22 protein-coding genes and 3 pseudogenes are annotated in these 26,843 nt (G+C 61.3%); 15 read left to right on the top strand and 10 right to left on the bottom strand.

The window, feature by feature from the left end; all coding sequences use genetic code 11:
* Positions 1–11 precede the first annotated feature (11 nt).
* The 8 genes and pseudogenes from HGO40_RS14715 (at position 12) to HGO40_RS14680 (ending at position 9,634) form a co-directional block, all read left to right on the top strand.
* A complete protein-coding gene (locus HGO40_RS14715; protein WP_186709372.1) occupies positions 12–917 on the top strand; it encodes an AraC family transcriptional regulator in 906 nt (301 codons plus the stop codon).
* A gap of 297 nt (positions 918–1,214) precedes the next feature.
* Positions 1,215–2,525 (top strand): ABC transporter substrate-binding protein, encoded by a 1,311-nt coding sequence (locus HGO40_RS14710; RefSeq protein ID WP_250963581.1) that lies wholly within the window; start codon positions 1,215–1,217, stop codon positions 2,523–2,525.
* Between the two features lie 145 nt (positions 2,526–2,670).
* A pseudogene (locus HGO40_RS14705) lies at positions 2,671–3,602 on the top strand (carbohydrate ABC transporter permease).
* A 10-nt stretch (positions 3,603–3,612) separates the two neighbouring features.
* Positions 3,613–4,443 carry a carbohydrate ABC transporter permease gene (locus tag HGO40_RS14700; RefSeq protein WP_030142681.1) on the top strand — a complete coding sequence of 277 codons (831 nt, stop codon included), beginning with the start codon at positions 3,613–3,615 and terminating at the stop codon, positions 4,441–4,443.
* A gap of 39 nt (positions 4,444–4,482) precedes the next feature.
* On the top strand, positions 4,483–5,586 hold the full coding sequence (locus HGO40_RS14695) for an ABC transporter ATP-binding protein (RefSeq protein ID WP_250963579.1): 1,104 nt from the start codon (positions 4,483–4,485) through the stop codon (positions 5,584–5,586).
* Between the two features lie 15 nt (positions 5,587–5,601).
* The gene (locus HGO40_RS14690) at positions 5,602–7,083 is read left to right on the top strand and encodes a mannitol dehydrogenase family protein (RefSeq protein WP_250963578.1); all 1,482 of its coding nucleotides are present in this window, start codon (positions 5,602–5,604) and stop codon (positions 7,081–7,083) included.
* 112 nt (positions 7,084–7,195) lie between these two features.
* Entirely contained in the window at positions 7,196–8,683 is a 1,488-nt protein-coding gene (gene xylB / locus HGO40_RS14685) for a xylulokinase (protein ID WP_250963577.1), read from the top strand.
* Positions 8,684–8,695: 12 nt separating this feature from the next.
* Positions 8,696–9,634, top strand: coding sequence for a carbohydrate kinase family protein (locus HGO40_RS14680; protein WP_250963576.1), 939 nt, complete (start codon positions 8,696–8,698; stop codon positions 9,632–9,634).
* An 84-nt stretch (positions 9,635–9,718) separates the two neighbouring features.
* On the opposite strand, the gene HGO40_RS14675 is transcribed toward HGO40_RS14680, so the two are convergent.
* The 4 genes and pseudogenes from HGO40_RS14675 to HGO40_RS14660 form a co-directional block, all read right to left on the bottom strand.
* Positions 9,719–10,000: a DUF1652 domain-containing protein gene (locus tag HGO40_RS14675; RefSeq protein WP_250963575.1), complete on the bottom strand. Its 282-nt coding sequence runs from the start codon at positions 9,998–10,000 to the stop codon at positions 9,719–9,721.
* Positions 10,001–10,567: 567 nt separating this feature from the next.
* Positions 10,568–11,566, bottom strand: a pseudogene (gene ilvA, locus HGO40_RS14670) (threonine ammonia-lyase, biosynthetic); the annotation flags it as partial.
* A gap of 349 nt (positions 11,567–11,915) precedes the next feature.
* The gene (locus HGO40_RS14665) at positions 11,916–13,064 is read right to left on the bottom strand and encodes a PQQ-dependent sugar dehydrogenase (protein WP_250963573.1); all 1,149 of its coding nucleotides are present in this window, start codon (positions 13,062–13,064) and stop codon (positions 11,916–11,918) included.
* A gap of 41 nt (positions 13,065–13,105) precedes the next feature.
* Positions 13,106–13,447 carry a hypothetical protein gene (locus HGO40_RS14660; RefSeq protein ID WP_250963572.1) on the bottom strand — a complete coding sequence of 114 codons (342 nt, stop codon included), beginning with the start codon at positions 13,445–13,447 and terminating at the stop codon, positions 13,106–13,108.
* Positions 13,448–13,709: 262 nt separating this feature from the next.
* On the opposite strand from HGO40_RS14660, the gene ku reads away from it, so the two are divergent.
* Both ku and ligD read left to right on the top strand, forming a co-directional pair.
* Positions 13,710–14,600, top strand: a complete 891-nt coding sequence (gene ku / locus HGO40_RS14655; protein WP_186709391.1) for a non-homologous end joining protein Ku — start codon at positions 13,710–13,712, stop codon at positions 14,598–14,600.
* Between the two features lie 33 nt (positions 14,601–14,633).
* Positions 14,634–16,610, top strand: coding sequence for a DNA ligase D (gene ligD / locus HGO40_RS14650; protein WP_250963571.1), 1,977 nt, complete (start codon positions 14,634–14,636; stop codon positions 16,608–16,610).
* 140 nt (positions 16,611–16,750) lie between these two features.
* On the opposite strand, the gene lpxO is transcribed toward ligD, so the two are convergent.
* Entirely contained in the window at positions 16,751–17,650 is a 900-nt protein-coding gene (gene lpxO, locus HGO40_RS14645) for a lipid A hydroxylase LpxO (protein WP_250963570.1), read from the bottom strand.
* Positions 17,651–18,056: 406 nt separating this feature from the next.
* Between lpxO and HGO40_RS14640 the strand changes: the two genes are divergently transcribed.
* The 3 genes from HGO40_RS14640 to HGO40_RS14630 all read left to right on the top strand — a co-directional run bounded on the left by HGO40_RS14640 (position 18,057) and on the right by HGO40_RS14630 (position 21,790).
* On the top strand, positions 18,057–19,646 hold the full coding sequence (locus HGO40_RS14640; RefSeq protein ID WP_003181279.1) for an ABC-F family ATPase: 1,590 nt from the start codon (positions 18,057–18,059) through the stop codon (positions 19,644–19,646).
* Between the two features lie 373 nt (positions 19,647–20,019).
* Positions 20,020–21,213 (top strand): MFS transporter, encoded by a 1,194-nt coding sequence (locus HGO40_RS14635; RefSeq protein ID WP_250963569.1) that lies wholly within the window; start codon positions 20,020–20,022, stop codon positions 21,211–21,213.
* A 274-nt stretch (positions 21,214–21,487) separates the two neighbouring features.
* Positions 21,488–21,790 (top strand): hypothetical protein, encoded by a 303-nt coding sequence (locus tag HGO40_RS14630; RefSeq protein ID WP_250963568.1) that lies wholly within the window; start codon positions 21,488–21,490, stop codon positions 21,788–21,790.
* 69 nt (positions 21,791–21,859) lie between these two features.
* Here the strand turns inward: HGO40_RS14630 and HGO40_RS14625 are convergent, their stop codons facing one another.
* The 3 genes from HGO40_RS14625 to HGO40_RS14615 form a co-directional block, all read right to left on the bottom strand.
* Positions 21,860–22,024: a hypothetical protein gene (locus HGO40_RS14625; RefSeq protein ID WP_250963593.1), complete on the bottom strand. Its 165-nt coding sequence runs from the start codon at positions 22,022–22,024 to the stop codon at positions 21,860–21,862.
* A gap of 180 nt (positions 22,025–22,204) precedes the next feature.
* On the bottom strand, positions 22,205–23,242 hold the full coding sequence (locus HGO40_RS14620) for an alpha/beta hydrolase family protein (protein ID WP_250963567.1): 1,038 nt from the start codon (positions 23,240–23,242) through the stop codon (positions 22,205–22,207).
* 183 nt (positions 23,243–23,425) lie between these two features.
* Complete coding sequence (locus tag HGO40_RS14615) at positions 23,426–24,034, bottom strand: FMN-dependent NADH-azoreductase (protein WP_250963566.1); 609 nt, start codon at positions 24,032–24,034, stop codon at positions 23,426–23,428.
* A 129-nt stretch (positions 24,035–24,163) separates the two neighbouring features.
* On the opposite strand from HGO40_RS14615, the pseudogene HGO40_RS14610 reads away from it, so the two are divergent.
* Together HGO40_RS14610 and HGO40_RS14605 are read left to right on the top strand one after the other, a co-directional pair.
* Positions 24,164–25,063: pseudogene (locus tag HGO40_RS14610) on the top strand (LysR substrate-binding domain-containing protein); the annotation flags it as partial.
* Positions 25,064–25,067: 4 nt separating this feature from the next.
* Positions 25,068–25,430: an MmcQ/YjbR family DNA-binding protein gene (locus HGO40_RS14605; protein ID WP_250963591.1), complete on the top strand. Its 363-nt coding sequence runs from the start codon at positions 25,068–25,070 to the stop codon at positions 25,428–25,430.
* On the opposite strand, the gene HGO40_RS14600 is transcribed toward HGO40_RS14605, so the two are convergent.
* Positions 25,422–25,841, bottom strand: coding sequence for a DUF1294 domain-containing protein (locus tag HGO40_RS14600; protein WP_250963565.1), 420 nt, complete (start codon positions 25,839–25,841; stop codon positions 25,422–25,424). The two genes, HGO40_RS14605 and HGO40_RS14600, sit on opposite strands and share 9 nt — an antisense overlap.
* On the bottom strand, positions 25,838–26,668 hold the full coding sequence (locus tag HGO40_RS14595) for an undecaprenyl-diphosphate phosphatase (protein ID WP_250963564.1): 831 nt from the start codon (positions 26,666–26,668) through the stop codon (positions 25,838–25,840). Before HGO40_RS14595 ends, HGO40_RS14600 begins: the two co-directional genes overlap by 4 nt.
* Positions 26,669–26,843 lie beyond the last annotated feature (175 nt).

Here is a 26,843-nt window from a genome sequence, read left to right as displayed (position 1 = left end):
GCGCCAGGCCCATGACCCGAACAGCCAGAGTCACCGACCCTTCCTACGAGTTGATGGACGACCATAACGGGCTGTCCATCATCTACCGCCAGCATGGTTTCCCCTGCCCGCTGGTGCGTTGGCATTTCCACAAGGAATACGAGCTGCACCTGATCGTCGCCAGTTCCGGCAAGGTGTTCATTGGCGACTACATCGGCAACTTCTACCCCCAGTCGTTGTTTCTCACCGGCCCCAACCTGCCCCACAACTGGATCAGCCAGGTGGCCGAGGACGAAGTGGTGCCCAAGCGCGACATGCTGGTGAACTTCACCGACGAGTTGTTCGAAAGCGGCCATCAGGTATTCGCCGAGCTCAAGACGGTCGCGCCGTTGCTCGAACGCGCCCAATACGGCATCGAGTTCCGTTGCAAGCGCACCATCCGCCAGGCCATGACCCTGATGCAGCGCATCGCCGATTCCCAGGGCATGAGCCGCCTGGGGCACTTTTTCATCCTGATGGAGCTGCTGGCCGCCACGGATGACTACCAACTGCTGTCCGGCACGAACGCCCCGCAAACGGCGGACGAGCACAGCATCGACCGCACCAACCGTGCGGTGGACTACATCTTTGCCCATTACGCCCGGGAACTGCCCCTGGAAGAAGTCGCCGAGCACCTGGGCATGAAGCCCACCTATTTCAGCCGGGTGTTCAAACAGGCCACTGGCCGCTGCTTCATCGAATTCGTCAATCGCCTGCGCATCAGCAAATCCTGCGAGCTGCTGGCCGACGGCGACAAACCGGTGACGGACGTGTGCTTTGAATCGGGCTTCAACAACATCTCCAACTTCAACCGGCGCTTCCAGCAGCTCAAGGGCATGACCCCGTCCCACTACCGGCGGCTGGCGGTGCAGCGGTTGACCGAGCAGAATCAGGGCTGACCTTTTTGCCCTGACACACCGCCTCTGTGGCGAGGGAGCTTGCTCCCGCTGGGCTGCGCAGCAGCCCCAAAAGACAGGGCCGCTGCGCGCCCCAGCGGGAGCAAGCTCCCTCGCCACAAGCTCCTTGCTCGCCTCACTCCCTCTTCAGTGCAAAAAAGTATCAGTCAAAGTGCGACGGATGATTTGTCACGCCGTCCATAGAAGGCTGTAATCAGCGCACATTCTTCCCTTCATCCGGAAGACACAAAAACAATAACTGTCCTTCTGCAGCCTTCGGGCGCGGAAAAGGAGTGCGCGATGAAACCTTCGGTAAAAGTTCTGCTTGTCTCCACCTGCATGACCCTCAGCAGCGTCAGCTTCGGCGCAGAGACCCTCACCATTGCCACCGTCAACAACAGCGACATGATCCGCATGCAAAAGCTCTCGAAAACGTTCGAGGCCGCGCATCCGGACATCAAGCTCAATTGGGTGGTGCTTGAAGAAAACGTGCTGCGCCAACGCCTGACTACCGACATCGCCACCCAAGGCGGACAGTTCGACGTGCTGACCATTGGCATGTACGAAGCCGCACTCTGGGGTGCCAAGGGTTGGCTGGAACCGATGAAAGACCTGCCGGCCTCCTACGATCTCGATGACGTCTTCCCGTCCGTGCGCGATGGCTTGTCGGTCAAGGGCTCGCTGTACGCCCTGCCGCTCTACGCCGAAAGCTCGATCACCTATTACCGCACGGACCTGTTCAAGAACGCAGGGCTGACCATGCCCGAACACCCGACCTGGACTCAGATCGGTGAGTTCGCGCAAAAGCTCACCGACAAATCCAAGGAGCAATATGGCCTGTGCCTGCGGGGCAAGGCCGGGTGGGGCGAGAACATGGCGCTGGTCACGACCCTGGCCAACGGCTTTGGCGCGCGCTGGTTCGATGAGAAGTGGCAGCCGCAGTTCAACGGGCCGGAGTGGAAGGATGCCCTGAACTTCTACGTCGACAACATGAAGAAATCCGGCCCGCCGGGTGCGTCCAGTAACGGTTTCAACGAAAACCTGGCGCTGTTCAACAGCGGCAAGTGCGCCATCTGGGTGGACGCCAGCGTCGCCGGCTCGTTCGTGACCGACAAGACCCAGAGCAAGGTGGCCGATCACGTCGGATTCACCTTCGCCCCCCACGAGAAAACCGACAAAGGCACCTCGTGGATGTACTCCTGGTCCCTGGCCATCCCGACCAGCTCCAAAGCCAAGGACGCGGCCAAGGTCTTTACCACTTGGGCAACGTCCAAGGAGTACAACCAATTGGTCGCCAAGACCGACGGCATTGCCAACGTGCCACCGGGCACCCGCACTTCGACCTACAGCGACGAATACATGAAGGCCGCGCCGTTTGCCAAAGTGACGCTGGAATCGTTGAAAGTCGCCGACCCGAAAGCCCCTACCCTCAAGCCTGTGCCCTACATCGGCATTCAGTTGGTGACCATCCCCGAATTCCAGGCCATCGGCACCCAGGTGGGCAAGTTCTTCTCGGGCGCGCTGACCGGCCAGCAGACCGTGGACCAGGCGTTGACCGCCGCGCAGTCCACCACCGAACGCGAGATGAAACGCGCTGGGTATCCCAAGTAATCCACTCGTCAATGTGGGAGCGAGCCTGCTCGCGATGAGGCCGGCACATTCAACATCTATGTTGCCTGCCCCTCCGCTATCGCGAGCAGGCTCGCTCCCACAATGGATTTTTGTAGACCTGCATAAAATCGGTTCAATGCCATGAATAGCTCAACTACAACCGCCAAAGCCCCCATCGAGATCGCTCCGCCGCCGGTGCGCAAGATCCGCCTGGCCAACCCCGGCTGGTTCCTGGTCAGCCCTTCGGTGGCCTTGTTGCTGCTGTGGATGATCGTGCCGCTGGGCATGACCGTCTACTTCTCGATGATCCGCTACAACCTGCTCTACCCCGGCGAAAACGAATTCGTCGGGCTGGAGAACTTCACCTATTTCCTGACCGACTCGGGGTTCATGCCCGGCGCCACCAATACCCTGCTGCTGGTGGGCAGCGTGCTGTTGATCAGCATTGTCCTCGGGGTATTGATCAGCGCGCTGCTGGAGGCCAGTGAGTTTTTCGGTCGCGGCATCGTCCGTGTGCTGCTGATCTCGCCGTTCTTCATCATGCCCACGGTCGGTGCGCTGATCTGGAAAAACCTGATCTTCCACCCCGTGTCGGGCATCCTCGCCTCGGTCTGGAAGCTGTTCGGCGCCCAGCCGGTGGATTGGCTGGCCCATTACCCGCTGTTGTCGATCATTATCATCGTCAGCTGGCAATGGCTGCCCTTCGCGATCCTGATCCTGATGACGGCCATGCAGTCGCTGGACCAGGAACAGAAAGAAGCAGCCCGCCAGGACGGTGCCGGCCCCATCGCGATTTTCTGGCACCTGACCCTGCCGCACCTGGCCCGGCCGATTGCCGTGGTGCTGATGATCGAGACAATTTTCCTGTTGTCGGTGTTCGCCGAGATCTTCACCACCACCAACGGTGGCCCCGGCTACGCCTCCACCAACCTGGCGTACCTGATCTACAACCAGGCGCTGGTGCAGTTCGACGTCGGCATGGCGTCGGCCGGTGGCCTGATTGCCGTGGTCATTGCCAACATCGCCGCCATCATCCTGGTTCGGATGATCGGCAAAAACCTCACCGACAAGCATTGAGGCCGTCGCCATGACTCTTCAACAATCCCGTCGCCTGCAGAGCCTGTTGCTGGGCACGCTGGCCTGGGCCATCGCGATCGTGATCTTCTTTCCGATCTTCTGGATGGTGCTGACCAGCTTCAAGACCGAAATCGACGCGTTCGCCACGCCGCCGCAGTTCATCTTCGCGCCGACCCTGGAGAATTACCTGCACATCAACGAGCGCAGCAATTACTTCAGCTTCGCCTGGAACTCGGTGGTGATTTCCTTCAGCGCCACCGCCCTTTGCCTGCTGATCGCGGTGCCGGCGGCCTACTCCATGGCGTTCTATGAAACCCAGCGCACCAAAGGCACGCTGCTGTGGATGCTCTCCACCAAAATGCTGCCACCGGTGGGTGTGCTGATGCCGATCTACCTGCTGGCCAAGCAATTTGGCCTTCTGGATACGCGGATCGCGCTGATCATTATCTACACCTTGATCAACCTGCCTATCGTGGTCTGGATGATTTACACCTACTTCAAGGACATCCCTCGCGACATCCTCGAAGCGGCACGTCTGGATGGCGCCACGCTCTGGCAGGAAATGGTCCGCGTGCTGCTGCCAATCGCCAAGGGCGGCCTGGCATCCACCGTGTTGCTGTCGCTGATCCTGTGCTGGAACGAGGCGTTCTGGTCGCTGAACCTCACCTCCTCCAAGGCCGCCCCGCTGACAGCGCTGATCGCCTCCTATTCCAGCCCGGAAGGTTTGTTCTGGGCCAAATTGTCGGCCGTCTCGACCCTGGCCTGCGCGCCGATCCTGATTTTTGGCTGGATCAGCCAGAAACAGCTGGTGCGTGGTTTGTCCTTCGGCGCGGTGAAGTAACGCGCCCTACACAATAATCAGAAGTGGAGGCCCATCATCATGGCCAACCTGAAAATCAAGAATCTGCAAAAGGGTTTCGAAGGCTTCTCCATCATCAAGGGCATCGACCTTGAGGTGAACGACCGCGAGTTCGTGGTTTTCGTCGGCCCGTCGGGCTGCGGCAAGTCCACGCTGCTGCGACTGATCGCCGGCCTGGAAGAGGTCAGCGACGGCACCATCGAACTGGATGGCCGGGACATTACCGAAGTTAGCCCGGCCAAGCGCGACCTGGCGATGGTGTTCCAGACCTACGCCCTGTACCCCCACATGAGCGTGCGCAAAAACATGTCCTTCGCCCTCGACCTGGCCGGCGTGCCCAAAGCCGACGTCGAGAAGAAGGTCAATGAAGCGGCGCGAATCCTGGAATTGGGGCCGATGCTCGAGCGCAAGCCCAAGCAATTGTCCGGCGGCCAGCGCCAGCGCGTGGCGATCGGCCGGGCCATCGTGCGCAACCCGAAAATCTTCCTGTTCGACGAACCGCTGTCCAACCTCGACGCGGCCCTGCGGGTGCAGATGCGCCTGGAACTGGCGCGCCTGCACAAAGAGTTGCAGGCGACCATGATCTACGTGACCCACGACCAGGTCGAAGCCATGACCCTGGCTGACAAGGTGGTGGTGCTCAACGGCGGGCGCATCGAGCAGGTCGGCTCGCCGCTGGAGCTGTATCACCAGCCGGCCAACCTGTTTGTCGCCGGGTTCCTCGGCACACCGAAAATGGGCTTCCTCAAGGGCAAGGTTACCGCCCTGGACGGCCAGGGTTGTGATGTACTGCTGGACGCCGGTACACGCATCAATCTGCCGCGCAGCGGCGCCAACCTGAGCGTCGGCGCTGCGGTGACCCTCGGGATTCGTCCGGAACACTTGAACCTGGCGCAACCGGGCGATTGCACGTTGCAAGTCACCGCAGACGTCAGCGAGCGGCTGGGCAGCGACACCTTCTGTCACGTCGTCACGGCCTCCGGCGAAGCCTTGACCATGCGCGTTCGCGGCGACCTGGCGAGCCGTTTCGGCGAGCAGTTGAGCCTGCACCTGGACGCTGAACACTGCCATTTATTCGATGCCGAGGGCGTCGCGGTGAACCGCGCGCTGCGCGCCGCCGCCTGATTGCCGAGACTTGCGATGAAACTCAACCGACAAAACCTGCACAACCTCAACCCCGAAGTCGCCCTGCCGGCCTACCCCTTGAGCGATATCCGCCAGGGCATCGCCCACATCGGCGTCGGTGGTTTCCACCGAGCGCACCAGGCGTACTACACCGATGCGCTGATGAACACCGGCGCTGACCTGGACTGGGCCATCTGTGGCGTGGGCCTGCGGGCCGAGGATCGGCGTGCCCGGGATGACCTGGCCGGCCAGGACTACCTGTTCACCCTGTACGAACTGGGCGACACCGATGACACCGAAGTCCGCGTGATCGGCGCGATCAATGACATGTTGCTGGCCGAAGACGGCGCCCAGGCGCTGATCGACAAACTGGCCGAGCCGCAGATCCGCATCGTCTCGCTGACCATCACCGAAGGTGGCTATTGCATCGACGACAGCAATGGCGAGTTCATGGCCCACCTGCCGCAGATCCAGCACGACCTCGCCCACCCCGAGGCACCGAAGACCGTCTTCGGCTTCCTCTGTGCCGCCCTGGCCAAGCGCCGCGCCGCGGGGACGCCAGCGTTCACGCTGATGTCCTGCGATAACCTGCCCCACAACGGTGCCGTCACGCGCAAGGCGCTGCTGGCGTTTGCCGCGCTGCGCGACCCGGAACTGGGCCAATGGATCGACGGGAACGTGAGCTTTCCCAACGCCATGGTCGATCGTATTACCCCGATGACCAGCGGCGCCCATCGCTTGCAGCTGCATGACGAACACGGCATCGACGACGCCTGGCCGGTGGTCTGCGAACCGTTTGTGCAATGGGTGCTGGAAGACAAATTCGTGAGCGGCCGTCCGGCCTGGGAAAAGGTCGGCGTGCAGTTCACCGATGACGTTTCCCCCTATGAAGAGATGAAAATCAAGCTGCTCAACGGCAGTCACCTGGCGCTGACCTACCTGGGCTTTCTCAAGGGCTATCGCTTCGTCCACGAAACCATGAACGATCCGCTGTTCGTGCGTTACATGCGCGCCTACATGGACCTGGACGTGACGCCGCAACTGGCGCCAGTACCGGGCATCGACCTGAACGACTACAAGAACACCCTGGTGGAGCGTTTTTCCAACCAGGCGATTGCCGACCAGTTGGAACGGGTCTGTTCGGACGGCTCGTCGAAGTTTCCAAAATTCACCGTCCCGACCATCAACCGCTTGATCGCCGACGGCGGCGAAACTCGCCGTGCGGCGCTGGTCGTTGCGGCCTGGGCGGTGTACTTGAAGGGCGTGGACGAGAACGGCGTGACGTACTCGATCCCGGACCCACGGGCGGCGTTCTGCCAGGCCTTGGTGGCCGACGATGCGCTGGTGACCCAGCGGGTGCTGGAGGTGGAGGAAATCTTTGGCACCGCGATCCCCCGCTCTCCGGAATTCGTGGCAGCATTCCAATGGTGCTGCAACAGCTTGCGCGAGCACGGGGTCACACGAACACTTGAGCGGGTGCTGGCCGAGGCGAACTAGCCCTCGACCGCGAACCGCTTTTTGTGGCGAGGGAGCAAGCTCCCTCGCCACAGATCGTGTGGTTGCTGACCAAACTGCTATTACCTGCTGGTTCTGACGACCGAGGATTTCCATGGCAAACCAACAACTGTTCCTGGGCATCGACTGCGGCACCCAAGGCACCAAGGCGCTGATCCTGGATGCGCTCAGCGGCCAGGTGCTCGGCCAGGGCGCCGCTGCCCACAGCATGATCAGCGGGGCCAACGGTCGCCGCGAACAAGACACCCAGCAATGGCTCGATGCGTTCACCCAGGCGACGCACCAGGCCTTGGCCGCCGCCGGGGTCGATGGCCAGGCGATCCTCGGCATCGGCGTGTCCGGCCAGCAACATGGTCTGGTGCTGCTTGACGACCAGGGCCAAGTCCTGCGCCCGGCCAAGCTGTGGTGCGACACCGAGACGACGCCGGAAAACGATCGGCTCCTGACCCACCTGGGCGGCGAAGACGGCAGCCTCGAACGCCTCGGCGTGGTGATCGCGCCGGGCTACACGGTTTCCAAACTGCTCTGGACCCGGGAGCAACATCCCCAGTTGTTCGAACGCATCGCCAGCGTCCTGCTGCCCCACGACTTCCTCAATTTCTGGCTCACCGGTCGCCATAGCAGCGAATACGGCGATGCCTCGGGGCCCGGCTACTTCAACGTGCGCACCCGCCAATGGGACGTGCCGTTGCTGCAACACATCGACCCCAGCGGACGCTTGCAAGCGGCGCTGCCGGAGCTGATCGAGGCCCATCAGCCGGTGGGACGCATCCTGCCGGCCATTGCCCAGCACCTGGGCATCACCCCCGACGCAGTGGTGGCCAGTGGCGGTGGCGACAACATGATGGGCGCCATCGGCACCGGCAATATCCAGCCCGGCGTGATCACCATGAGCCTCGGTTCCTCCGGCACGGTCTACGCCTATGCCGCAGAGCCCACGGTCAGCCCGCAACCGTCAGTGGCGACGTTCTGTTCTTCCAGTGGGGGCTGGCTGCCGCTGATCTGCACCATGAACCTGACCACCGCCACCGGAGCGATCCGCGAGCTGCTGGACCTGGACATCGACGCCTTCAACGCCTTGGTGGTCCAGGCCCCGATTGGCGCAGAAGGTGTGTCGATGCTGCCGTTCCTCAACGGCGAGCGGGTGCCTGCCCTGCCCCATGCCACGGGTAGCCTGCTGGGCCTGACCACCACCAACCTGACCCGGGCCAACCTGTGCCGCGCCGTGGTCGAAGGCACGACCTTCGGTTTGCGCTATGGCTTGGACCTGTTGCGGGCCAACGGGCTCAAGGCCCAGAGCATTCGGCTGATCGGCGGCGGTTCGAAGAGCCCAGTGTGGCGGCAGATCGTCGCCGACATCATGGACACCACCGTCATTTGTACCGAACAAAGCGAAGCAGCGGCGTTGGGTGCGGCGATCCAGGCAGCGTGGTGCCATTCAGGCCAACAAGACGGCCTGGCTGAACTGTGCGAGCGCTGCGTCAAGCTCGACCCGGCCAGCGAAACCCGGCCAGTCGCCGCCCATGTCGCGGCGTCCCAGCAGGCTTATGAACGTTATCGACAACACGTCGCAACCCTTTGAGAGCGGGCAACTATGTATCTGGTGTGTGGTGAAGCGCTGTTTGATTTTTTCAGTGGGACCGAGGCGGACGGCCCTGCCTCCCAGGTGAACTACAAGGCGATTGCCGGCGGCTCGCCGTTCAACGTGGCGGTGGGATTGCGCCGCCTGGGCATTGAATCGGCACTCTTTGCCGGCCTGTCCACCGATTACCTGGGACGGCGCCTGCAGCAGGTGCTGCTCAACGAAGGTGTCAGCGCTCGATACCTGATGGACTTCGACGCCCCGACCACCCTGGCGATGGTCGCCGTAGGCGCCAACGGCTCGCCCCACTACAGCTTTCGTGGCGAAGGCTGTGCCGACCGACAACTGAGCCTGGCCGATCTACCGGACCTCGGCCCTGAGGTGCGTGGCTTGCATGTCGGCTCGTTCTCGCTGGTGGTGCAGCCCATTGCGGACACGCTCCTGGCCTTGGTGCAACGGGAAAGTGGCCAACGCCTGATCAGCCTCGACCCGAACGTGCGGCTCAACCCGCAGCCAGACATTGAGCTGTGGCGCTCGCGAATCGCGACACTGGTGCAATACGCCGACCTGATCAAGGTCAGTGACGAAGATCTGGACCTGCTCTATCCAGGCATCGAGCCCCAGGCGATCATCAAAGGTTGGCTGGGGCACCGTTGCCAAATGGTCTTCCTGACCCGTGGCGGCCAGGGGGCTACGGTCTTCAGTCGCCAACACGGTACATGGTCGCTGCCGGCGTGCCCGGTGAAAATAGCCGACACCGTGGGTGCGGGCGACACCTTCCAGGCCGCGCTGATTGCGTGGCTGACCGAACAGCAATTGGATTCGGTCGAAGGCGTGCGCACCCTGACCCGGGAGCAGATCAGCGCAATGCTGGAGTTCGCTATTCGAGCCGCCGCCCTGACGTGCGGCAAAACCGGTCCGGACCTGCCTTACCGACAGCAACTGGGCTGAGGTGCGCAGGACCGCTGGAGAACTGTACGCCGGGTTCGGACATCGCCGGACCCGAGCGTCAGACTGACAAGGACAAGGCCGTACTCAGCGCCCGGTCATTCGCTGGTGTTGCTGTTGAAAATGATTGCCAGCGGCAGGGTTGTGGTCAAGCTCGGTACGCAACTCGGCGATCAGGTCGTTGATGGCCCGGCAGCCGGTGAGTTTCCTGGCATGGATATCGGTCTTGACCAAGGCCACATGATCGGTCTTGTGGTCATCGAAGATCTTGATCGTCATCGTCAGCTCAGGTGACAACGTGCATTGCGAGCGCTTGGGCAGCAAGCTGCTTTCAATGATGTTTCGCATTTCGAGGGCAGATAAAAACATGGCGACTCTCTCCTGTTGAGGCGGCCAATTTATGTTCACGACGGCGGTATGTTCGTCCGTTTACTTCCCTGCGGACTGGGACTATGAATACCGTGCCGTTCGTTCTTTTTGGCGTTTCTATTATTGAGCTCGTGAAAGCGAACTCCCTGATCGAACTCCAAGACTATCCCGCAAAAAATATGCCCTTATTGACGAGACAGCGCACTGATATAAATCAATCGCTTAGCGTCGAGACCAATCGGACCTCTCGTGCAAAATGCAAGGAAACGGCGGGTTTTCCATGCAAAGTGCAATCGTGGCGAGCATGTCGAAAGCTAGAGTAGCCTCAATTGCAGGCACCTGGGCGGGCGCCCGTCGCCTTGTTCAAAAATTGTTCGACGCGAGCGGGTTTGCTCGTGCTCTCAGTGGATCAGCTTACATTGATGTTGAATAGACTGCCGTCATCGCGAGCAAGCTCGGCTCCCACAAGGGGTCGGCGGTGTAGCTGAAGTTTATGACCCCACCACAAATCCTTGTGGGAGCGAGCTTGCTCGCGATAGCGGTGGGTCATGCGGCACTGTCCGTTGCGCCTAACGCGGCCCGCTCCGCTACATGGCGCAAACTGTCGAAGTTGATGTTGGCGCCGGAATCGATCGCCACCAGGGTCTCGCCTCGCACCCCCGTGCGCGCCACGTATTGCTTGATCCCGGCCACCGCCAACGCGCCTGAGGGTTCGGTGATGGAACGGGTGTCGTCATAGATGTCCTTGCTCGCAGCGCACAGTTGGTCGTTGGTCACCGTCATCACCTCATCGACACAGAATCGGCAGATATCCAGGCCATGGGCGCCGATCTGCGCCACGGCCACGCCGTCGGCAAAGGTTCCCACCTCGGGCAAGGTGACCCGCTCCCCAGCGGCCAGCGCAGCCTGGAGACAGGCAGAGTGCTGCGACTCGACACCGATGATGCGAACGTCCGGGCGCAGGTATTTGACGTAGGCGGCGATGCCCGCGATCAACCCCCCGCCACCGACCGGGACGAAAATCGCGTCCAGCCGGCCCGGATGCTGACGCAGGATCTCCATGGCGACGGTGCCCTGCCCGGCAATCACATCCGGGTCATCGAAAGGCGAGACGAACTCCCGCCCGGTCTGCTCGGCCAGGTCCAGCGCATGGGCCAAGGCAAACGGAAAACTGTCACCGTGCAGCAGCGCCTCGGCGCCGCGGTTGCGCACCCCCAGCACTTTCAACTGCGGGGTGCTCACGGGCATGACGATGCTGGCCGAAATACCCAGTTCCCGTGCCGCCAGCGCGACGCCCTGGGCATGATTGCCGGCAGAGGCAGTGATGACGCCACGGGCCCGCTGCTCCGCGGTCAGGTGCACGAGCTTGTTATAGGCGCCGCGGATCTTGAAGGAAAAGGTCGGTTGCAGGTCTTCGCGCTTGAGCAGGATCCGGTTGCCCAGGGCCTCGGACAGCGCAGGTGCCGCTTGCAGCGGCGTGCGCACCGCCAGTTCGTAGACCGGCGCGGCGAGGATTTTCTTGACGTAGTGCTCAAGCAGGGCTTGCTCGGTGTGGACTGTGGTCATGGCGTTCTCCTGGTTCGGTCGGAGCCCAGGAGACAGAAAGAAAAAACCCGCCTCCAGGGCGGGTTCGGTGCAGCCGTCAGCTAGCCCGCCAAATAAGGAATGGCGGTAATAATGCTTGGCTGGCTACGCAGTACGGTTGAATTCATGCCTGGAAATTAGCGGTGCGTTGGCGGCAAGTCAATGGCAAAGATCAAATGCTATCCGCTCTTGTGGCGAGGGAGCTTGCTCCCGCTGGGCTTTGTAGGAGCTGGCGAAGCCTGCGATCTTTGATCTTGATCTTTCACTTGAGATTCAAGAGTTCGGGGAAAGATCGCAGCCTCGTTGCACTCGACAGCTCCTACACGTTGCGTTACTTGAGTCCGATTTTGTACAACGCCCCGTCGTCCTCATCCGTCAGCACATACAGGTACCCATCCGGCCCCTGGCGAACATCGCGGATTCGCGCCTTGAGTTCACCCAGCAGGCGCTCTTCATGAACGACCTTGTCATCCTGCAATTGCAGGCGGATCAGTTCACCGGACACCAGGGCCCCGATGAACACGCTGTGTTGCCAGGCCTTGAAGCGCTCATGGTCGTAGAACGCCATGCCGCTGAGCCCGGGAGACACCTGCCAGACATGGAAGGGGTCAACGCCGCCTTCGATGCTCTTGCCCTGGGCTTCGGGAATCGGGGCGCCGGAATAATTGATGCCGTGGCTCGCTAGCGGCCAGCCGTAGTTCTTGCCACGCTCGATGAGGTTCAATTCATCACCGCCCCGGGGCCCATGCTCGTTTTCCCACAGGGTGCCGTTCCACGGGTTGAGGGCAGCACCCTGGGGGTTGCGAACGCCGTAGGACCAGATCTCGGGACGGACGCCTTTCTGGCCGACGAAGGGGTTATCGTCGGGGACCTTGCCGTCGGGGTAGATGCGCACGACCTTGCCTTGCAACTTGTCCAGGTCTTGGGCGGTGGGTCGGTCGTTGTTCTCCCCCAGGGTGATGAACAGATAGCCGTCGCGGTCGAAGACCAGTCGCGAGCCAAAGTGGTTGCCCGTGGACAACTTGGGTTGCTGGCGGAAGACCACATCGAAGTTCTTCAGGCTCTTGAGGTCTTCGGACAATTGCCCGCGTCCCACGGCGGTGCCGGCCTTGCCGTCCGCGCCCGCCTCGGCATAGGACAGGTATACGGTGCGGTCCTGCTTGAAGTCCGGCGACAGCACCACGTCCAGCAAGCCACCCTGGCCCTTGGCCCACACCTCGGGCACGCCGCTCAGGGGCGCGGACAACTTACCGTCGGGACTGACCACGCGCAGGTTGCCCTCTCGCTCCGTCACCAGCATGCCCTGTTGGCCAGGCAGGAATGCAACGGACCAAGGGCGCTCCAGCCCCTTGACCACAGTGGTCACTTCCAGGGTGCCCTCCTCGCTTTTGAATGACTGGGTTGGCACGGCGATGGCCGGCGAGGCAAGGGTCAGGACAGCAGTGGCGCAGAATGCGGCCAAGGGTGTTTTACGCAACATGCACATTTCCTTCTGCGGTGTTGAAAGAGCAGCTCCAGCGCCTAGCGATTGCCATTCTGGCTGTTCCGGGGTGGCGTGGGAGACTCGATGGTCGGTCGCGGCGAACCCGACGGCTGGCCGGACCGGGGGTAGCCATTGCCGATGCCGCCGTTTTCCAGGGTCGGAGGCCGTGGCACCGGCACGGTCGGATTGCTATGAATCGTCGGCACGTTGGGCCGGGTGCCCTGCATGCTGTTGGGATTGGCTCGACGCGTCGGGCTGTTATAGGGATTGTTGTTGCCCGGCAGGTTCTGGGCCAGGACCATCGGGCCATCGCTGGGCGTGGCGGCCTGGGCAGTGGCGCTCAGCAGTAGCGTCATGATGGCAATCATCAGCCTGTTCATTGGGGGCACCTCTTGGGTTCAGGCATATCGAAAGCACGCTACGCCGCAGGTTCGACCTTGTTAAGCAAATGTCTCGGTGAAGATGTAACCAAGCGTCTCCGAACCATTGTGGGAGCGAGCTTGCTCGCGATGGCGGTGGGTCAGTTTGCATCAATGGCGCCTGTACCGGCGTCATCGCGAGCAAGCTCGCTCCCACAGGGGAAACTTTTCCCAAGGCCCGAAGGTCACCAGAGAGACACTCACCGGCAAGGAAAACACCCCCATGGCACGGGCAATCTGGAAAGGCGCAATCAGTTTCGGACTGGTCCACATTCCCGTGGCGCTGGTATCGGCCACCGCATCCCAAGGCGTGGATTTCGACTGGTTGGACAAGCGCAGCATGGACCCGGTGGGCTACAAGCGTGTCAACAAGGTCACCGGCAAGGAGGTGACCAAGGAAGATATCGTCAAAGGCGTGGAATACCAGAAAGGCCAATACGTGCTCATCAGCGAAGACGAGATCCGCGCCGCCCACCCCAAGTCCACCCAGACCATCGACATCTTTTCCTTTGTCGACAGCGAAAAAATCCCCCTGCAAAACATCGACAAGCCCTATTTCCTGGCGCCCGACAAACGCGGCGGCAAGGTCTATGCCTTGCTGCGCGAAACACTGGTCAAGACCAACAAAGTAGCGCTGGCCCATGTGGTGCTGCATACCCGCCAGCACTTGGCCGCCCTCATGCCCCTTGAAACGGCACTGGTACTGGTGATGCTGCGCTGGCCCGCCGAGGTACGCGAGCTGGATGTACTGGAGCTGGGCGACGAGGTCACGAACCCGACCTTGGCCAAGGGCGAGCTGGAAATGGCCAAGCGCCTCGTGGAAGACATGAGCGGCGACTGGGAGCCCCAGGCGTACCGCGACAGCTTCGAGGACAAAATCATGGAACTGGTGGAGAAGAAGGCCAACGAGGGGCGACTCGAAGCGGTGGAAACCGATCCTGGCGAAGAACAACGCAAGACCGCCGATGTCATCGACCTTACCGAGTTGCTCAAGCGCAGCCTCGGCGGCAAGGGCAAGGCACCCGATAAATCAGCCGGGAAGGCCCCGGCGAAACCTGCGAAAACCCGCAAATCCGCTCCTGCCAAAAAAGCCACCAAGGCCTCCCGGGGTTAACCCCCTGGCGTGTGCAATACAAGGGAATCTGTCATGGCCAACGCCGAGAGTGAATCTGCTCGTTTGTCCAATGCCGAGTCGGACGCAACGACGCCCCGCAACCCTGGCCAAGGCGCAACGACAGCCCTGCCCGAACGCCTGGCGCCGCAGTTGGCCACGCCCGTGGAGGAGCCCCCCACCGGTGAATGGCGCTACGAAGTCCAATTCCACGGTTATCGATTGCTGACCCGCATCGAAGACGGCGAAGTCCGGTTATACAACCGCAATCATCAGGACTGGACCGATCGGCTGAAGTTGCATGCCGACGCCTTGGCCGGGTTGAACCTGGGGGACAGTTGGCTCGACGGCGAACTGGTCCTGCTCGATGAGACCGGCCATTCCGATTTTGCTGCCCTGCGCGAGGCCTTCGAGATCAGCCGCACCGTCGACATGGTGTATTTCCTGTTCGATGCGCCCTTTCTCAATGGCGTCGACCTGCGTCAGGCGCCGGTGGAAGAACGCCGTGCGGCGCTGAAAAAAGCCCTCGGCAACAACGCCAGCAAGCGCCTGCGCTTCTCCGAATCATTTTCCGCCAGCCAACACGATATGTTCGAAAGCGCCATCGCGCTCTCATTGGACAGCGTGGTCGGCAAGCGCCTGGGCAGTCCTTACGTTTCCAGGCGAAGCGACGATTGGGTAAAGCTCAAGTGTCGGCTGCGCCAAGCCTTTGTCATCGTCGGATTCACCCGCCCCCAAGGCAAACGCAGCGGTTTCGGCGCGTTGTTGCTGGCCGTCAACGGGCCAACGGGGCTGGTATACGCCGGCCGGGTCGGCACCGGGTTCAGCCAGGCGCAAATCAAGCAATTGCACGAGCAACTGTGTACCCAGCAGCGCGATACTCCACCACTGGCTGAGCCGCTCAACGGTACACAGGGGCGCGGCGTGCAATGGGTCGAGCCGACCCTGACCTGCGAAATCGAATTCACCGAGTGGACCCGCGACAACCAGGTGCGGCAGGCTATTTTCCTGGGCTTGCCGCCTGATACGCCCGCCAGCAAGGTTGTTCGTGAGCAGCCCCTGCCGATAAAACCCACTGCGCCAAAACCTCAGCGTCGTCACAAAGCCAGCGCGGCCAAGGTGGACGGTGTGACGATCACCCACCCTGATCGGGTCATCGACAGTGTCAGCGGCGTGCAAAAGGCCGAGCTGGCCCAGTATTACCTGGACATCGCCCCTTGGATCCTGCCGCACCTCAAGCTGCGTCCGGTCGCGCTGCTGCGGGCACCGGACGGTATCGGTGAAGAACTGTTCTTTCAAAAACACGCCGATCGACTGGAGATTCCCCACATCAAACAGTTGGATCCGCATCTGGACCCGGGTCATGCCGCCCTGATGGAAATCGACGACGTCCACGCGCTGGTGGGCGCGGCGCAGATGGGCGCGGTGGAACTGCACACCTGGACCGCGACCCACGACCGGATCGAGACGCCTGACCTGTTTGTCCTCGATCTGGACCCGGACCCGTCACTGCCCTGGAGCGCGATGATCGAGGCGACCCGCATGACCTTGGCGGTGCTGGACGAGCTGGGTTTGCAGGCCTTCCTCAAGACCAGCGGTGGCAAAGGCATGCACGTGATCGTGCCATTGGCGAGAAACGAGGGCTGGGACACCACCAAGGCGTTTGCCAAGGCCATCTCCCAGTTCCTGACCCGGCAAGCGCCGGAGCGCATCACCGCCACCATGGGACCGAAGAATCGCGTCGGGAAAATATTCGTCGACTACCTGCGCAACGCCCGCGGGGCCAGCACGGTAACCGCTTATTCAGTGCGCGCCAGGCCAGGCCTGCCGGTCTCGGTGCCCATTGCCCGCGCCGAACTGTCGACCCTGCGCAACGCCCAGCAATGGGATATCTATACCGCGCTGGAGCGGGCCAGGGGCTTGGGCGCCGATCCTTGGGAAGGTTATAACCACCGCCAGCGGATTACCGCCAGGATGTGGGAACAGCTGGACGCGCAAAAACCCACCGACTGAAACCTATGGGGCGTAAGAGCGCGTAGGAGCGCGTAGGAGCTGTCGAGTGCAACGAGGCTGCGATCTTGTCCCAAACGATTGAGTCGCAAGCGAAAAGATCAAGATCAAAAGATCGCAGGCTTCGCCAGCTCCTACGGGATTTAGATCCAGACGAAGATCGCCAGCAATCCACCGAAAAATGCCCACTTCTGCAGGTAGTACAACCTGCGGTTGCGCTTTTTCAGGGCCTTGCCTTGCAAACGTATCTTGTAGAGTCTGGAGAATGCCCGGTTCAGGCCGCCCGTCCTGTCGCCCGCGTCGTTGGGCGCGCCGGCCGCCGCCATCACGGTGCGGCTGAACCAGCGGTTGAACGCCGTGGCCCAGGGAAACTTCATCGGCCGCTCCACGTCGCAGAACAGGATGATGCGGTTCTGGTCGGTGGTGTTCTCGGCGTAATGAATGAACGTTTCGTCAAAAATCACCGCTTCGCCGTCACGCCAGTGATAAGCCTCGCCATCGACATTGATGTAGCAGCCGGCATCGTTGGGCGTTTCCAGGCCCAAGTGATAGCGATAGGACCCGGCATAGGGGTCGCGGTGCCGGACCAACTTCGACCCCGGCGGCAACTCGGCAAACATCGCCGCCTTGATCGACCCGATGCTCTGCACCAATTCGGTGGTGCGTGGGCACAATTTCATGGCCGACGGATGGCTGTTGCCGTACCACTTCAGGTAGAAGCGCTTCCAGCCGGTCTTGAAGAATGAGTTGAAGCCCACGTCGTCGTACTGATTGGAACGCTTGATCTCCCCCGCCCGCAGCAGGCTCTGGCCTTCGGCCCGGATTTCTTCCCAATGAGCCTGCAGCGGACTCAGGTCCGGGAACTGCGTCGGGCTCAGGAAAGGCCTGTTGGGCAGTTTCGAGCACAGGTAAAGCAGGCAATTGATCGGTGCGAGAAAAGACGAGTGATCGCTCAACTGGCGTCCGACCTTGTGGCGCACGCGTCCACGCAGGTGAACGTAGCCGATGGAGAGGAGGTAGATCGCGACAATGATGAGCTTCACGAAAGTCCGTCACAATGCAGGGAGTGAACAGGCTGCGTCTCCGGGCCAACCAAGCGGCAAGGGAGATAGCATTGGGTGAGGTGGCATTTTAGCCAGAGTTTGTAACCAAAAGTTATCCTGAAGTTGTGAAAAACTGTCTTGTCCGGGCAATACCCTATCGTTAATGCGGCCAGATCAGTACAATCGCCGCCAATTATCACGCGCTCCCTTTGGCCGATGCCGCAAACCGCGGCTTCGGCGCACGTCTACCCGGGCCGGGCGCTCCGTATGCTGCTGTCCTCTTATGCCGGATGGACCCTTGCGCTTGCGACCGCGACGCCTTTGCGCGGTCGGGACGTGCGCAAACAGGTACTGAACAGGTACTGCCGCACCCTTAGCTACTCTGAATGTTCCGCAGGATAAACCTTTGATCTCTACAGCTAACATCACGATGCAGTTCGGCGCCAAGCCACTGTTCGAAAACGTCTCTGTCAAATTCGGCGCGGGCAACCGCTACGGTCTGATCGGCGCCAACGGTTGCGGCAAGTCGACCTTCATGAAAATCCTCGGTGGCGACCTCGAGCCGTCCGGTGGCCAGGTCATGCTCGAGCCGAACGTGCGCCTGGGTAAACTTCGCCAGGACCAGTTCGCCTACGAAGAATTCACCGTGATCGACACCGTGATCATGGGTCACGAAGAGCTGTGGAAGGTCAAGGCCGAGCGCGATCGCATCTATTCGCTGCCGGAAATGACCGAAGAAGACGGCATGGCCGTGGCCGAGCTCGAAACCGAATTTGCCGAGATGGACGGCTACACCGCCGAATCCCGCGCCGGTGAATTGCTGCTGGGCCTGGGGATTGGCATCGAACAGCATTTCGGCCCGATGAGTGAAGTGTCGCCTGGCTGGAAACTGCGTGTACTGCTGGCCCAGGCACTGTTCTCCGACCCGGAAGTGCTGCTGCTCGACGAACCGACCAACCACCTGGATATCAACACCATCCGCTGGCTGGAAAACGTGCTGACCCAGCGTTCGAGCCTGATGATCATCATCTCCCACGACCGTCACTTCCTGAACAGTGTCTGCACCCACATGGCGGACCTGGACTACGGCGAGCTGCGCCTGTTCCCAGGCAACTACGACGAGTACATGACCGTGGCGACCCAGTCCCGCGAGCAACTGCTGTCGGACAACGCCAAGAAGAAAGCCCAGATCTCCGAACTGCAATCGTTCGTCAGCCGTTTCTCGGCCAACGCCTCGAAAGCCAAGCAGGCCACCTCCCGCGCCAAGCAGATCGACAAGATCCAACTGGCCGAGGTCAAGCCATCGAGCCGTGTCAGCCCGTTCATCCGCTTCGAGCAGACCAAGAAACTGCACCGCCAGGCGGTCATTGTCGAGCGCATGGCCAAGGGCTTTGACGGCAAGCCGCTGTTCAAGGATTTCAGCTTCACCGTCGAAGCCGGCGAGCGCGTGGCGATCATTGGCCCGAACGGTATCGGCAAGACCACCTTGCTGCGCACCCTGGTCAATGAACTGGAACCGGACGCCGGCACCGTGAAATGGACCGACGCCGCGGAACTGGGCTACTACGCCCAGGACCATGCCCATGACTTCGAAGACGACGTCAACCTGTTCGACTGGATGGGCCAGTGGACCCAGGGCGGCGAACAACTGGTTCGTGGCACCTTGGGCCGCATGCTGTTCTCCAACGACGAGATCCTCAAGTCGGTCAAGGTCATTTCCGGTGGTGAACAGGGCCGCATGCTGTTCGGCAAGCTGATCCTGCAAAAGCCGAACGTGCTGGTGATGGACGAACCGACCAACCACTTGGACATGGAGTCCATCGAAGCGCTGAACCTGGCGCTGGAAAACTACCCGGGCACGCTGATCTTCGTCAGCCATGACCGAGAGTTCGTATCGTCCCTGGCCACCCGCATCATCGAGCTGAGCGCCGACGGCGTGGTCGACTTCAGCGGCACCTATGACGACTACCTGCGCAGCCAGGGTGTGGTGTTCTAAGGGCAGCCCCGAGTTGCAAGCTTAAAGCGGCAAGTCAAAAGCCCCGTCCACTGTGATGGGGCTTTTTGCATTCCAAGGGTAACGCCCCTGTGAGAGCGAACTTGCTCGCGACTCGGCATGCCAGTCGAATGATCATTGCCTGATCTACCGCTTTCGCGAGCAAGCTCGCTCCCACAGGGTTTAGTGGCGTACACAAATGCTGCGTACACCCAAATCCATTGTGGGAGCGAGCTTGCTCGCGATGGCGCCGGCACACACAGCATCCATCCCGCCTGAACACCCAGTCTGCCCAATACATTAGTTAGCCTGCTTTCTTTTATCCCCACCTCGCGCCATGATGAGGCTCTCTTACCGCTGCCCGCGAACGAGCCCCATGCCCACGCCCTCCTCTGCCCCCAGTTCCTTGTCGATCACCCTGCAGATCGTCTCCATCGTTTTCTACACCTTCATCGCCTTCCTCTGCATCGGCCTGCCCATTGCCGTGTTGCCCGGATATGTCCACGAACAGTTGGGCTTCAGCGCGGTGGTGGCCGGGTTGACGATCGGTTCACAGTACCTGGCGACCCTGCTCAGCCGTCCCATGGCCGGGCGGTTGTCGGACAGCGTCGGCACCAAGCGGGCGATTGTCTACGGGTTGGCGGGGATTGTGCTCAGTGGCGTGCTGACGCTGATTTCGACCTTGCTGCAAAGCTTTCCCCTGCCCAGCCTGCTGATTCTGATTGCTGGCCGCTTGTTGCGCGGCGTGGCCCAGGGGCTGATTGGCGTGGGCACCATCAGTTGGTGCATGGGCCAGGTGGGGGTGGAGCACACGGCCCGCTCGATTTCCTGGAACGGCATCGCCTCGTATGGGGCCATCGCTATTGGAGCACCGCTGGGGGTGGTGATGGTGGGTGAGCTGGGGTTTGCCAGCCTGGGCATTGCGTTGTCGTTGCTGGCGGGGGCTGCGCTGTTGATGATGCGCAACAAGCCGTCGGTGCCGGTCAATCGCGGCGAGCGCCTGCCTTTCTGGGCGGTGTTTGCGCGCATTGCCCCGTACGGCGCGGGCCTGAGCCTGGCGTCGATCGGCTACGGCTCGCTCACCACGTTCATTACGCTGTTTTATGTCAGTCGCGGCTGGACTGGCGCGGCCTGGTGCCTGACAGTCTTCGGCATCTGCTTCATTCTCGCGCGGCTGTTGTTCATTTCCAGCATCGCCCGCTTCGGTGGCTTCAACTCGGCCATCGCTTGCATGAGCATCGAAACCCTTGGGCTGGTACTGCTATGGCTGGCGCCGTCCACTCCGTTCGCCCTGGTCGGTGCCGGGCTGGCCGGTTTCGGGTTGTCGCTGGTGTATCCGGCGCTGGGGGTGGAGGCCATCAAGCAAGTGCCGAACACCAGCCGTGGGGCGGGTTTGAGTGCTTATGCGGTGTTTTTTGACCTGGCGCTGGCGATTGCCGGGCCGCTGATGGGGGCGGTGGCGTTGAACCTGGGTTATTCGTCGATTTTGTTCTGTGCTGCGTTGTTGTCGGGTAGCGGGCTGGGGCTGACGTTGCTGCTGCGGCGGCGGGCGATGAATGCGCCTTTGTAATACTGTTCACTGTCGTTTTTTGGCTTTTGAGAAAGCCCGGTGCTCTGGTGTGTATATCCGTTTCTTCGGTAACGGCGGCTTATGGTTCCGCTCTTACAGCGGGTCACTTTTGGAAAAGCGCCAAAAGTAACCAAAAACGCTTTGCCCCACCACTCGGTGCCTCGCTAGGGCTCGGCATGCCCTCACTCCGGCATTGCTCCGTGGGCCGCCGCGAAGGGCCATCCATGGCCCAGCGCGGCTACCTCGGCATCCATGCCGAGGTGCCCACTCCACAATGCCTGCGTTCGGCCAGCGTGGTTTAACGGGGCGTCCAGATCAAGATCAAGATCAAGATCAAGATCAAGATCAAGATCAAGATCCAAAGCAAAGCAAAGCAAAGCAAAGCAAAGCAAAGCAAAGCAAAGCAAAGCAAGAGCCGGGTATATCCAGTATCTATGTGACTGAGCCACCGCTATCGCGAGCAAGCTCGCTCCCACATTGGATCTTCAGCAGACACAAGATTCATGTGCACCACAAAACCTGTGGGAGCGAGCTTGCTCGCGATGAGGCCACCCCATCCAACATCATCGCAAACTGACACACCGTCTTCGCGAGCAAGCCCGTTCCCACAGGAGAAACGCGGTCCCAACAAGAACCAGGTCGGCTATCAGGCCGCCTCGGCGAGGACGTTGATCTCGGGCGCCCCGTTAACCACGATGGCCGAACGCAGGCATTGCGCAGTGGGCATCCCGGCATGGATGCCGGGACAGCCGCGCTGGGCCATGGATGGCCCTTCGCGGCGGCCCACGGAGCAATGCCGGAGTGAGGGCATGCCGAGCCCTAGCGAGGCACCGAGTGGTGGGGCATAAAGCGTTTTGGTTACTTTTGCGCTTTTCAAAAGTGACCCGCCGTAAGGGCGGAACCATTAGCAGCCGTTACCGCAAAAACGGATATACACACCAAACAACTCGAAACGGAAGATCAGCCCGAACGCTAAGTGAACAGCATGACCTTATTGATCAGCCGTCTTCATCCCCGCCCGGGTCGCCTTACCCAAGGCCTCGCCGAAAAAGCGGCTGGCCTCGGAAATCATGGTGCGGTGAATGTCCTTGCGATCGACGCCATCGGCATCCGTGCAGAGCGCCGGCATCGCGGCGATCTGCTCGTCGGTGCACGGCGCCAGGAAGACAAAATGCCCCGCGCCGGCCAGGGTCTTGAAATCCGGTGCGGTGGGCAGTTTGCGGGCCAAGGCAGCGGCGTTCTTGTCAAAAGCCACGAGATTGTCACCATCGCCGCTGTACAGCAGCACCGGCACATGGACATCGGCCAATGTATGACGGCCGAACTTCAGGCTCAACGGTGCCATCAGCAACAATGCCCGGACCCTGGGGTCGGCCACCGGTTGCAGGTCGTCGCGGTCGGCGATCAACTCGCCCTGGGTGTTGCAGGCGTCCCGGTCCTCCGGTCGCTCCTTGCAATAGCGGCGCAAGCGATTGAGGTCCGGCGTCGCACCGGACAGGATCAAAGCGGTCTCGCCACCCGCCGAATAACCGATCACCCCGACCTGCCCGGCGTTGACGAACGGCGAGAGCATCGGGTCATTGAGCGTCGCGGTGATGGCTTCGGAAATCTGGATCGGCCGCCCGTACAGGTTGCTCAGGGTGCCAAGCCGGCTGTGGTCCTGGACATTGTCGCCGGGATGAATCACGGCCACCACGACGAACCCCTTGCGCGCCAACGAGGTGGCGAGGTCATGCAGGGCCAATGGGGTGCCGGTATTGCCATGGGACAGCATTAACAGAGGAAAACGGCCGATGGCGATCTGAGCCTCCGGCGCGGCATCGATCTGGTAGCCGCCGAGCAGGCTGGATTGTTTGCGGTCGGTGGACGGATAAAAGGCGATGGCGTGCATCGGCTGCTGATCCAGCGGATCCAGAAAATTCAGCTCATGGAAACCGGCGCTCCAATGCGGATGCGGCCCCGGTGCGGCCTGCACTGAAGCGGAACTGGCAAACAAGCAAAGCAGCAACGCTGCACCAAAACGTGCCATCGAATTTCCACCCCTCACCAGCGCACGGGAAGGCCCCGTCGCTCGCAGTCTTGGCCGTGCATAACCTGCGCCAGTTCTCCGGCGCCGAACGCAGCAAAACCCTGCATCCCGGCCATCCAATGACGACGAGAATACAGGGTTTTGCGAAGGTTGCCCGAAGCGCTTGCTGCCTTTACGCAGGATTTACGCAGCGGCGAACTGCTGGCCGATCTGCAACGTGGCTTCGCTCATGGCTTTGGTGCGCATGTCGTCACCGTAGGCCAGGCCTTCGGCACGGACGAATTCGATATCAGTGATGCCGAGGAAACCGAACACCAACTTGAGGTAGTCCTCGTGACCCACGCCGCTCGGTTGGCCGGCATGCAAACCGCCCGCCGTGGAGACAATCACCAGTTTCTTGCCACCGCACAGGCCTTCGGGACCGGCTTCGGTGTAGCGGAACGTCTGTCCGGCCACGGCAATGCGGTCAATCCAGGCCTTGAGCTGGGTCGGAATGCTGAAGTTGTACATCGGCGCCGCGATGACTACGGCATCAGCCGCGAGGAACTCGGCCATTGCCGACGCGCTGAGATCGGCTTCATGCTTCAGCGCCGCGTCGCGCAATTCGGCGCTGGTGCCGGCGGCAACCAACGTCTGGGCGGAGAAGTGGCTGATGGCATCGGCGGCCAGGTCACGGTAGGTCACGGTGATGCCTGGCTCGGCAGCTTTCCAGGCTTCAACCACTTCGCGGCTCAATTGGCGGGAAGCGGAGTGGTCGCCGAGGATGCTCGAATCGATGTGCAGCAGTTTCATATCAGTGCTCTCCAAATGAGGACCGCAACCAGGCGATCAATTGGCGACAATCCTATCGATGAAGCGAATGATCGATAAGTCAGCAAAAATGCGATAGTTTGTCCCACTGACAGGACAATTGAATTCAACATGCAAGACCTCAATGATTTGTATTACTTCGCCAAAGTCGTCGAAGCCGGCGGTTTCGCGGCGGCCGGGCGCTTGCTGGGCATTCCCAAATCGCGGTTGTCACGGCGCATCGCCGAACTGGAAGAACGCCTCGGCGCCCGCCTGCTCCAGCGCACCACGCGGCAGTTGAAACTGACGGCGGTCGGCGAACGTTATCTGCGCCATTGCCAGGCGATGTTGCTGGAGGCCGAGATGGCCGACGAAGCGGTGGCGAGCATGTCCAGCGAACCCCGCGGTCGGTTGCGAGTGTCGAGCCCGGTGGGCCTGGCCCATCAGTTCCTGCCGGTGGTGATCGAAACCTTCCTGGCGAAATACCCCCTGGTGCAACTGGAAATGACCCTGCTCAACCGGCGGGTGGACCTGATCGGCGAAGGCATCGACGTGGCGTTGCGCGTGCGCGACCTGGGGGACGAAGACCCGCTGCTGATGACCCGGCGTCTGCGCCGGGCACGGCTGGCGCTGGTGGCCAGCCCGGCTTTCGTCGAAGGGCGGCGAATCGAAACCCCGGACGATCTCAAGCAGTTGTCGGTGCTGGGGGCGCTGGAAGCCGATCGCCTGGTGCATCTGCGCCTGGTCAAGGCCGATGGGCAGCAGGTCGAACTGAGCCTGGAAGCCCGCCTGGGCATTGACGACTTCATTGTCCGCCGGTCCTGCACCCTCGCCGGCCTGGGTTTCACGTTATTGCCAAGCATGTATTGCGAGCAGGAATTGCGTGACGGCACACTGGTGGAACTGCTACCTGGATGGTCATTGCCCGACGGCTGGCTCCAGGCGGTCTACCCCCATCGGCGTGGCATGTTGCCAGCGGTGCGCGCCTGGATCGATCATTTGGTGGAAGCCTTCGAGGGCTGTGGAGAAAAACGCTATGAGGTTGAGCGAAGAGGATGTCGCGCGGTTTTGCCTGGGTTTGCCCGGTGCCAGGGAAGACTACAAATGGGGGGGCGTGCGGGTGTTTTCCATTGCCGGGAACAAGATGTTCGCCCTCCAGGGCCTGCGGGGCGATTCGTTGGCGTTCAAGGTCGACAAGGACCTGTTCCTGGGGCACTGCGACCGGCCGGGCATTCACCCCGCGCCTTATTTGGCGCGGGCCCAGTGGGTCATCATGCAGGTGCCTTATCCGCTGGGGGCCGAAGAACTGCGTGGCCTGCTGCAACGCTCACATCAATTGGTCGTGAGCAAATTGCCCAAGCGCACGCAGGTGGGCTTGTTGCTCTCGCCTTCAAAATAGATAACTGCCCAGGAACAACTGGTCGATCCAGAACACCTGGTGCAGCAGCACGATGAACCAGAACACCACTTGAAACGAGACTTTGCGGGTCTTGTGGCGAAACAACTGCTGGGCGAGCAAGGCCCCGGGCCAACCACCGGCCAGCTCCAGTGCATGCAGCACGTTTTCCGGGGTACGCCAGGCGTCGGCGCGGGCCTTGCGCTTGTCGCTCCAGTACAGCAGGAACGCCACCACGCTGACGACACCATAGGCCGCCATCGGCACCCACGACACGCCCCGCAGGCCGAACAGCAGCGAGCCGAACAGCGGCAAGGCGCAGACCAGCGCCAACACCATCAATTTGAGCCGCAGGTTTTGCACCGCGCCACCGGCATTGCCCCCAGCGCGTTTGCGGGTGCCTGACTCGTTCATGGCTTGGCGGCCGTCCAGTCCACCCAGCCGAACTGCCAGGTGGCCAGGATCAACAGGCCGAAGGCGATGCGATACCAGGCGAACACCGCGTAGCTGTGGCTGGCGATGAACCGCAGCAGGCCCTTGACCGCGATCATGGCGAAGATGAACGCCGTGACGAAACCAATGGCGAACACCGGGAAATCCGCCGGCACGAACAGCTCACGGTACTTGTAGCCCGAATACACGGCCGCACCGACCATGGTCGGCAGCGCCAGGAAGAACGAGAACTCGGTAGCGGGCTTGCGCGACAGCCCGAACAGCAAGCCCCCGATGATGGTCGCACCGGAACGGGAAGTACCCGGGATCATCGCAATGCACTGGGCCAGGCCGACCTTCAACGCATCCTTCCAGGAAATATCGTCCACCGTTTCAGCATGTACCTGGTGCTGGCGCTTTTCGGCCCAGAGCATCACCAGACCGCCCACCACCAGAGCGGCAGCCACGGTGACCGGGTTGAACAGATAGTGATGGATCCAGTCGGCAAGCAGCACGCCCAATATCACGGCGGGAAAGAAGGCAATCAGCAGGTTGGCGGTGAACCGGCGGGCGCTGGGTTGCGTCGGCAGGCCCAGCACCACATCGAAGATCTTGCGCCGGAACTCCCAGACCACCGCGAGGATCGCGCCGAGCTGGATGATGAGGTTGAATGCCATTGCACGTTCGCCACCGAACTCGAGCACGTCGGCGACGATGATCTGGTGCCCCGTGCTGGAAATCGGTAGAAACTCCGTCAAACCCTCTACTACGCCAAGAATCAATGCCGAAAAGGCCGTCCACAAATCCATTCATCCCCCAAAAAAGACCCTGCTCATGCGGGTCTTATCGCTATTCAAGTGTCATACAGGTCCACGCAGCGGCTGCACGATAGCTGCGATCATCCAAAAAAAACCAATGAAAAAATCAGAACAGGCTCAGGTTTTGCGCCGCGGGGCCGAAATCCTATCAGACAAGCCCTGATAA

It is taken from the genome of Pseudomonas sp. CG7, from assembly GCF_023701885.1.
Classification (GTDB): domain Bacteria; phylum Pseudomonadota; class Gammaproteobacteria; order Pseudomonadales; family Pseudomonadaceae; genus Aquipseudomonas; species Aquipseudomonas zanjanensis.
This window is presented reverse-complemented; position numbering and strand designations above follow the sequence as displayed.

Excerpts from the sequence above, each read along its gene's own strand:
- HGO40_RS14715 (WP_186709372.1), top strand. The coding sequence starts at position 12 with ATGACCCGAACAGCCAGAGTCACCGACCCTTCCTACGAGTTGATGGAC.
- HGO40_RS14710 (WP_250963581.1), top strand. The coding sequence starts at position 1,215 with ATGAAACCTTCGGTAAAAGTTCTGCTTGTCTCCACCTGCATGACCCTC.
- HGO40_RS14700 (WP_030142681.1), top strand. The coding sequence starts at position 3,613 with ATGACTCTTCAACAATCCCGTCGCCTGCAGAGCCTGTTGCTGGGCACG.
- HGO40_RS14695 (WP_250963579.1), top strand. The coding sequence starts at position 4,483 with ATGGCCAACCTGAAAATCAAGAATCTGCAAAAGGGTTTCGAAGGCTTC.
- HGO40_RS14690 (WP_250963578.1), top strand. The coding sequence starts at position 5,602 with ATGAAACTCAACCGACAAAACCTGCACAACCTCAACCCCGAAGTCGCC.
- xylB (WP_250963577.1), top strand. The coding sequence starts at position 7,196 with ATGGCAAACCAACAACTGTTCCTGGGCATCGACTGCGGCACCCAAGGC.
- HGO40_RS14680 (WP_250963576.1), top strand. The coding sequence starts at position 8,696 with ATGTATCTGGTGTGTGGTGAAGCGCTGTTTGATTTTTTCAGTGGGACC.
- HGO40_RS14675 (WP_250963575.1), bottom strand. The coding sequence starts at position 10,000 with ATGTTTTTATCTGCCCTCGAAATGCGAAACATCATTGAAAGCAGCTTG.
- HGO40_RS14665 (WP_250963573.1), bottom strand. The coding sequence starts at position 13,064 with ATGTTGCGTAAAACACCCTTGGCCGCATTCTGCGCCACTGCTGTCCTG.
- HGO40_RS14660 (WP_250963572.1), bottom strand. The coding sequence starts at position 13,447 with ATGAACAGGCTGATGATTGCCATCATGACGCTACTGCTGAGCGCCACT.
- ku (WP_186709391.1), top strand. The coding sequence starts at position 13,710 with ATGGCACGGGCAATCTGGAAAGGCGCAATCAGTTTCGGACTGGTCCAC.
- ligD (WP_250963571.1), top strand. The coding sequence starts at position 14,634 with ATGGCCAACGCCGAGAGTGAATCTGCTCGTTTGTCCAATGCCGAGTCG.
- HGO40_RS14635 (WP_250963569.1), top strand. The coding sequence starts at position 20,020 with ATGCCCACGCCCTCCTCTGCCCCCAGTTCCTTGTCGATCACCCTGCAG.
- HGO40_RS14630 (WP_250963568.1), top strand. The coding sequence starts at position 21,488 with ATGCCTGCGTTCGGCCAGCGTGGTTTAACGGGGCGTCCAGATCAAGAT.
- HGO40_RS14625 (WP_250963593.1), bottom strand. The coding sequence starts at position 22,024 with ATGCCCTCACTCCGGCATTGCTCCGTGGGCCGCCGCGAAGGGCCATCC.
- HGO40_RS14620 (WP_250963567.1), bottom strand. The coding sequence starts at position 23,242 with ATGGCACGTTTTGGTGCAGCGTTGCTGCTTTGCTTGTTTGCCAGTTCC.
- HGO40_RS14615 (WP_250963566.1), bottom strand. The coding sequence starts at position 24,034 with ATGAAACTGCTGCACATCGATTCGAGCATCCTCGGCGACCACTCCGCT.
- HGO40_RS14605 (WP_250963591.1), top strand. The coding sequence starts at position 25,068 with ATGAGGTTGAGCGAAGAGGATGTCGCGCGGTTTTGCCTGGGTTTGCCC.
- HGO40_RS14600 (WP_250963565.1), bottom strand. The coding sequence starts at position 25,841 with ATGAACGAGTCAGGCACCCGCAAACGCGCTGGGGGCAATGCCGGTGGC.
- HGO40_RS14595 (WP_250963564.1), bottom strand. The coding sequence starts at position 26,668 with ATGGATTTGTGGACGGCCTTTTCGGCATTGATTCTTGGCGTAGTAGAG.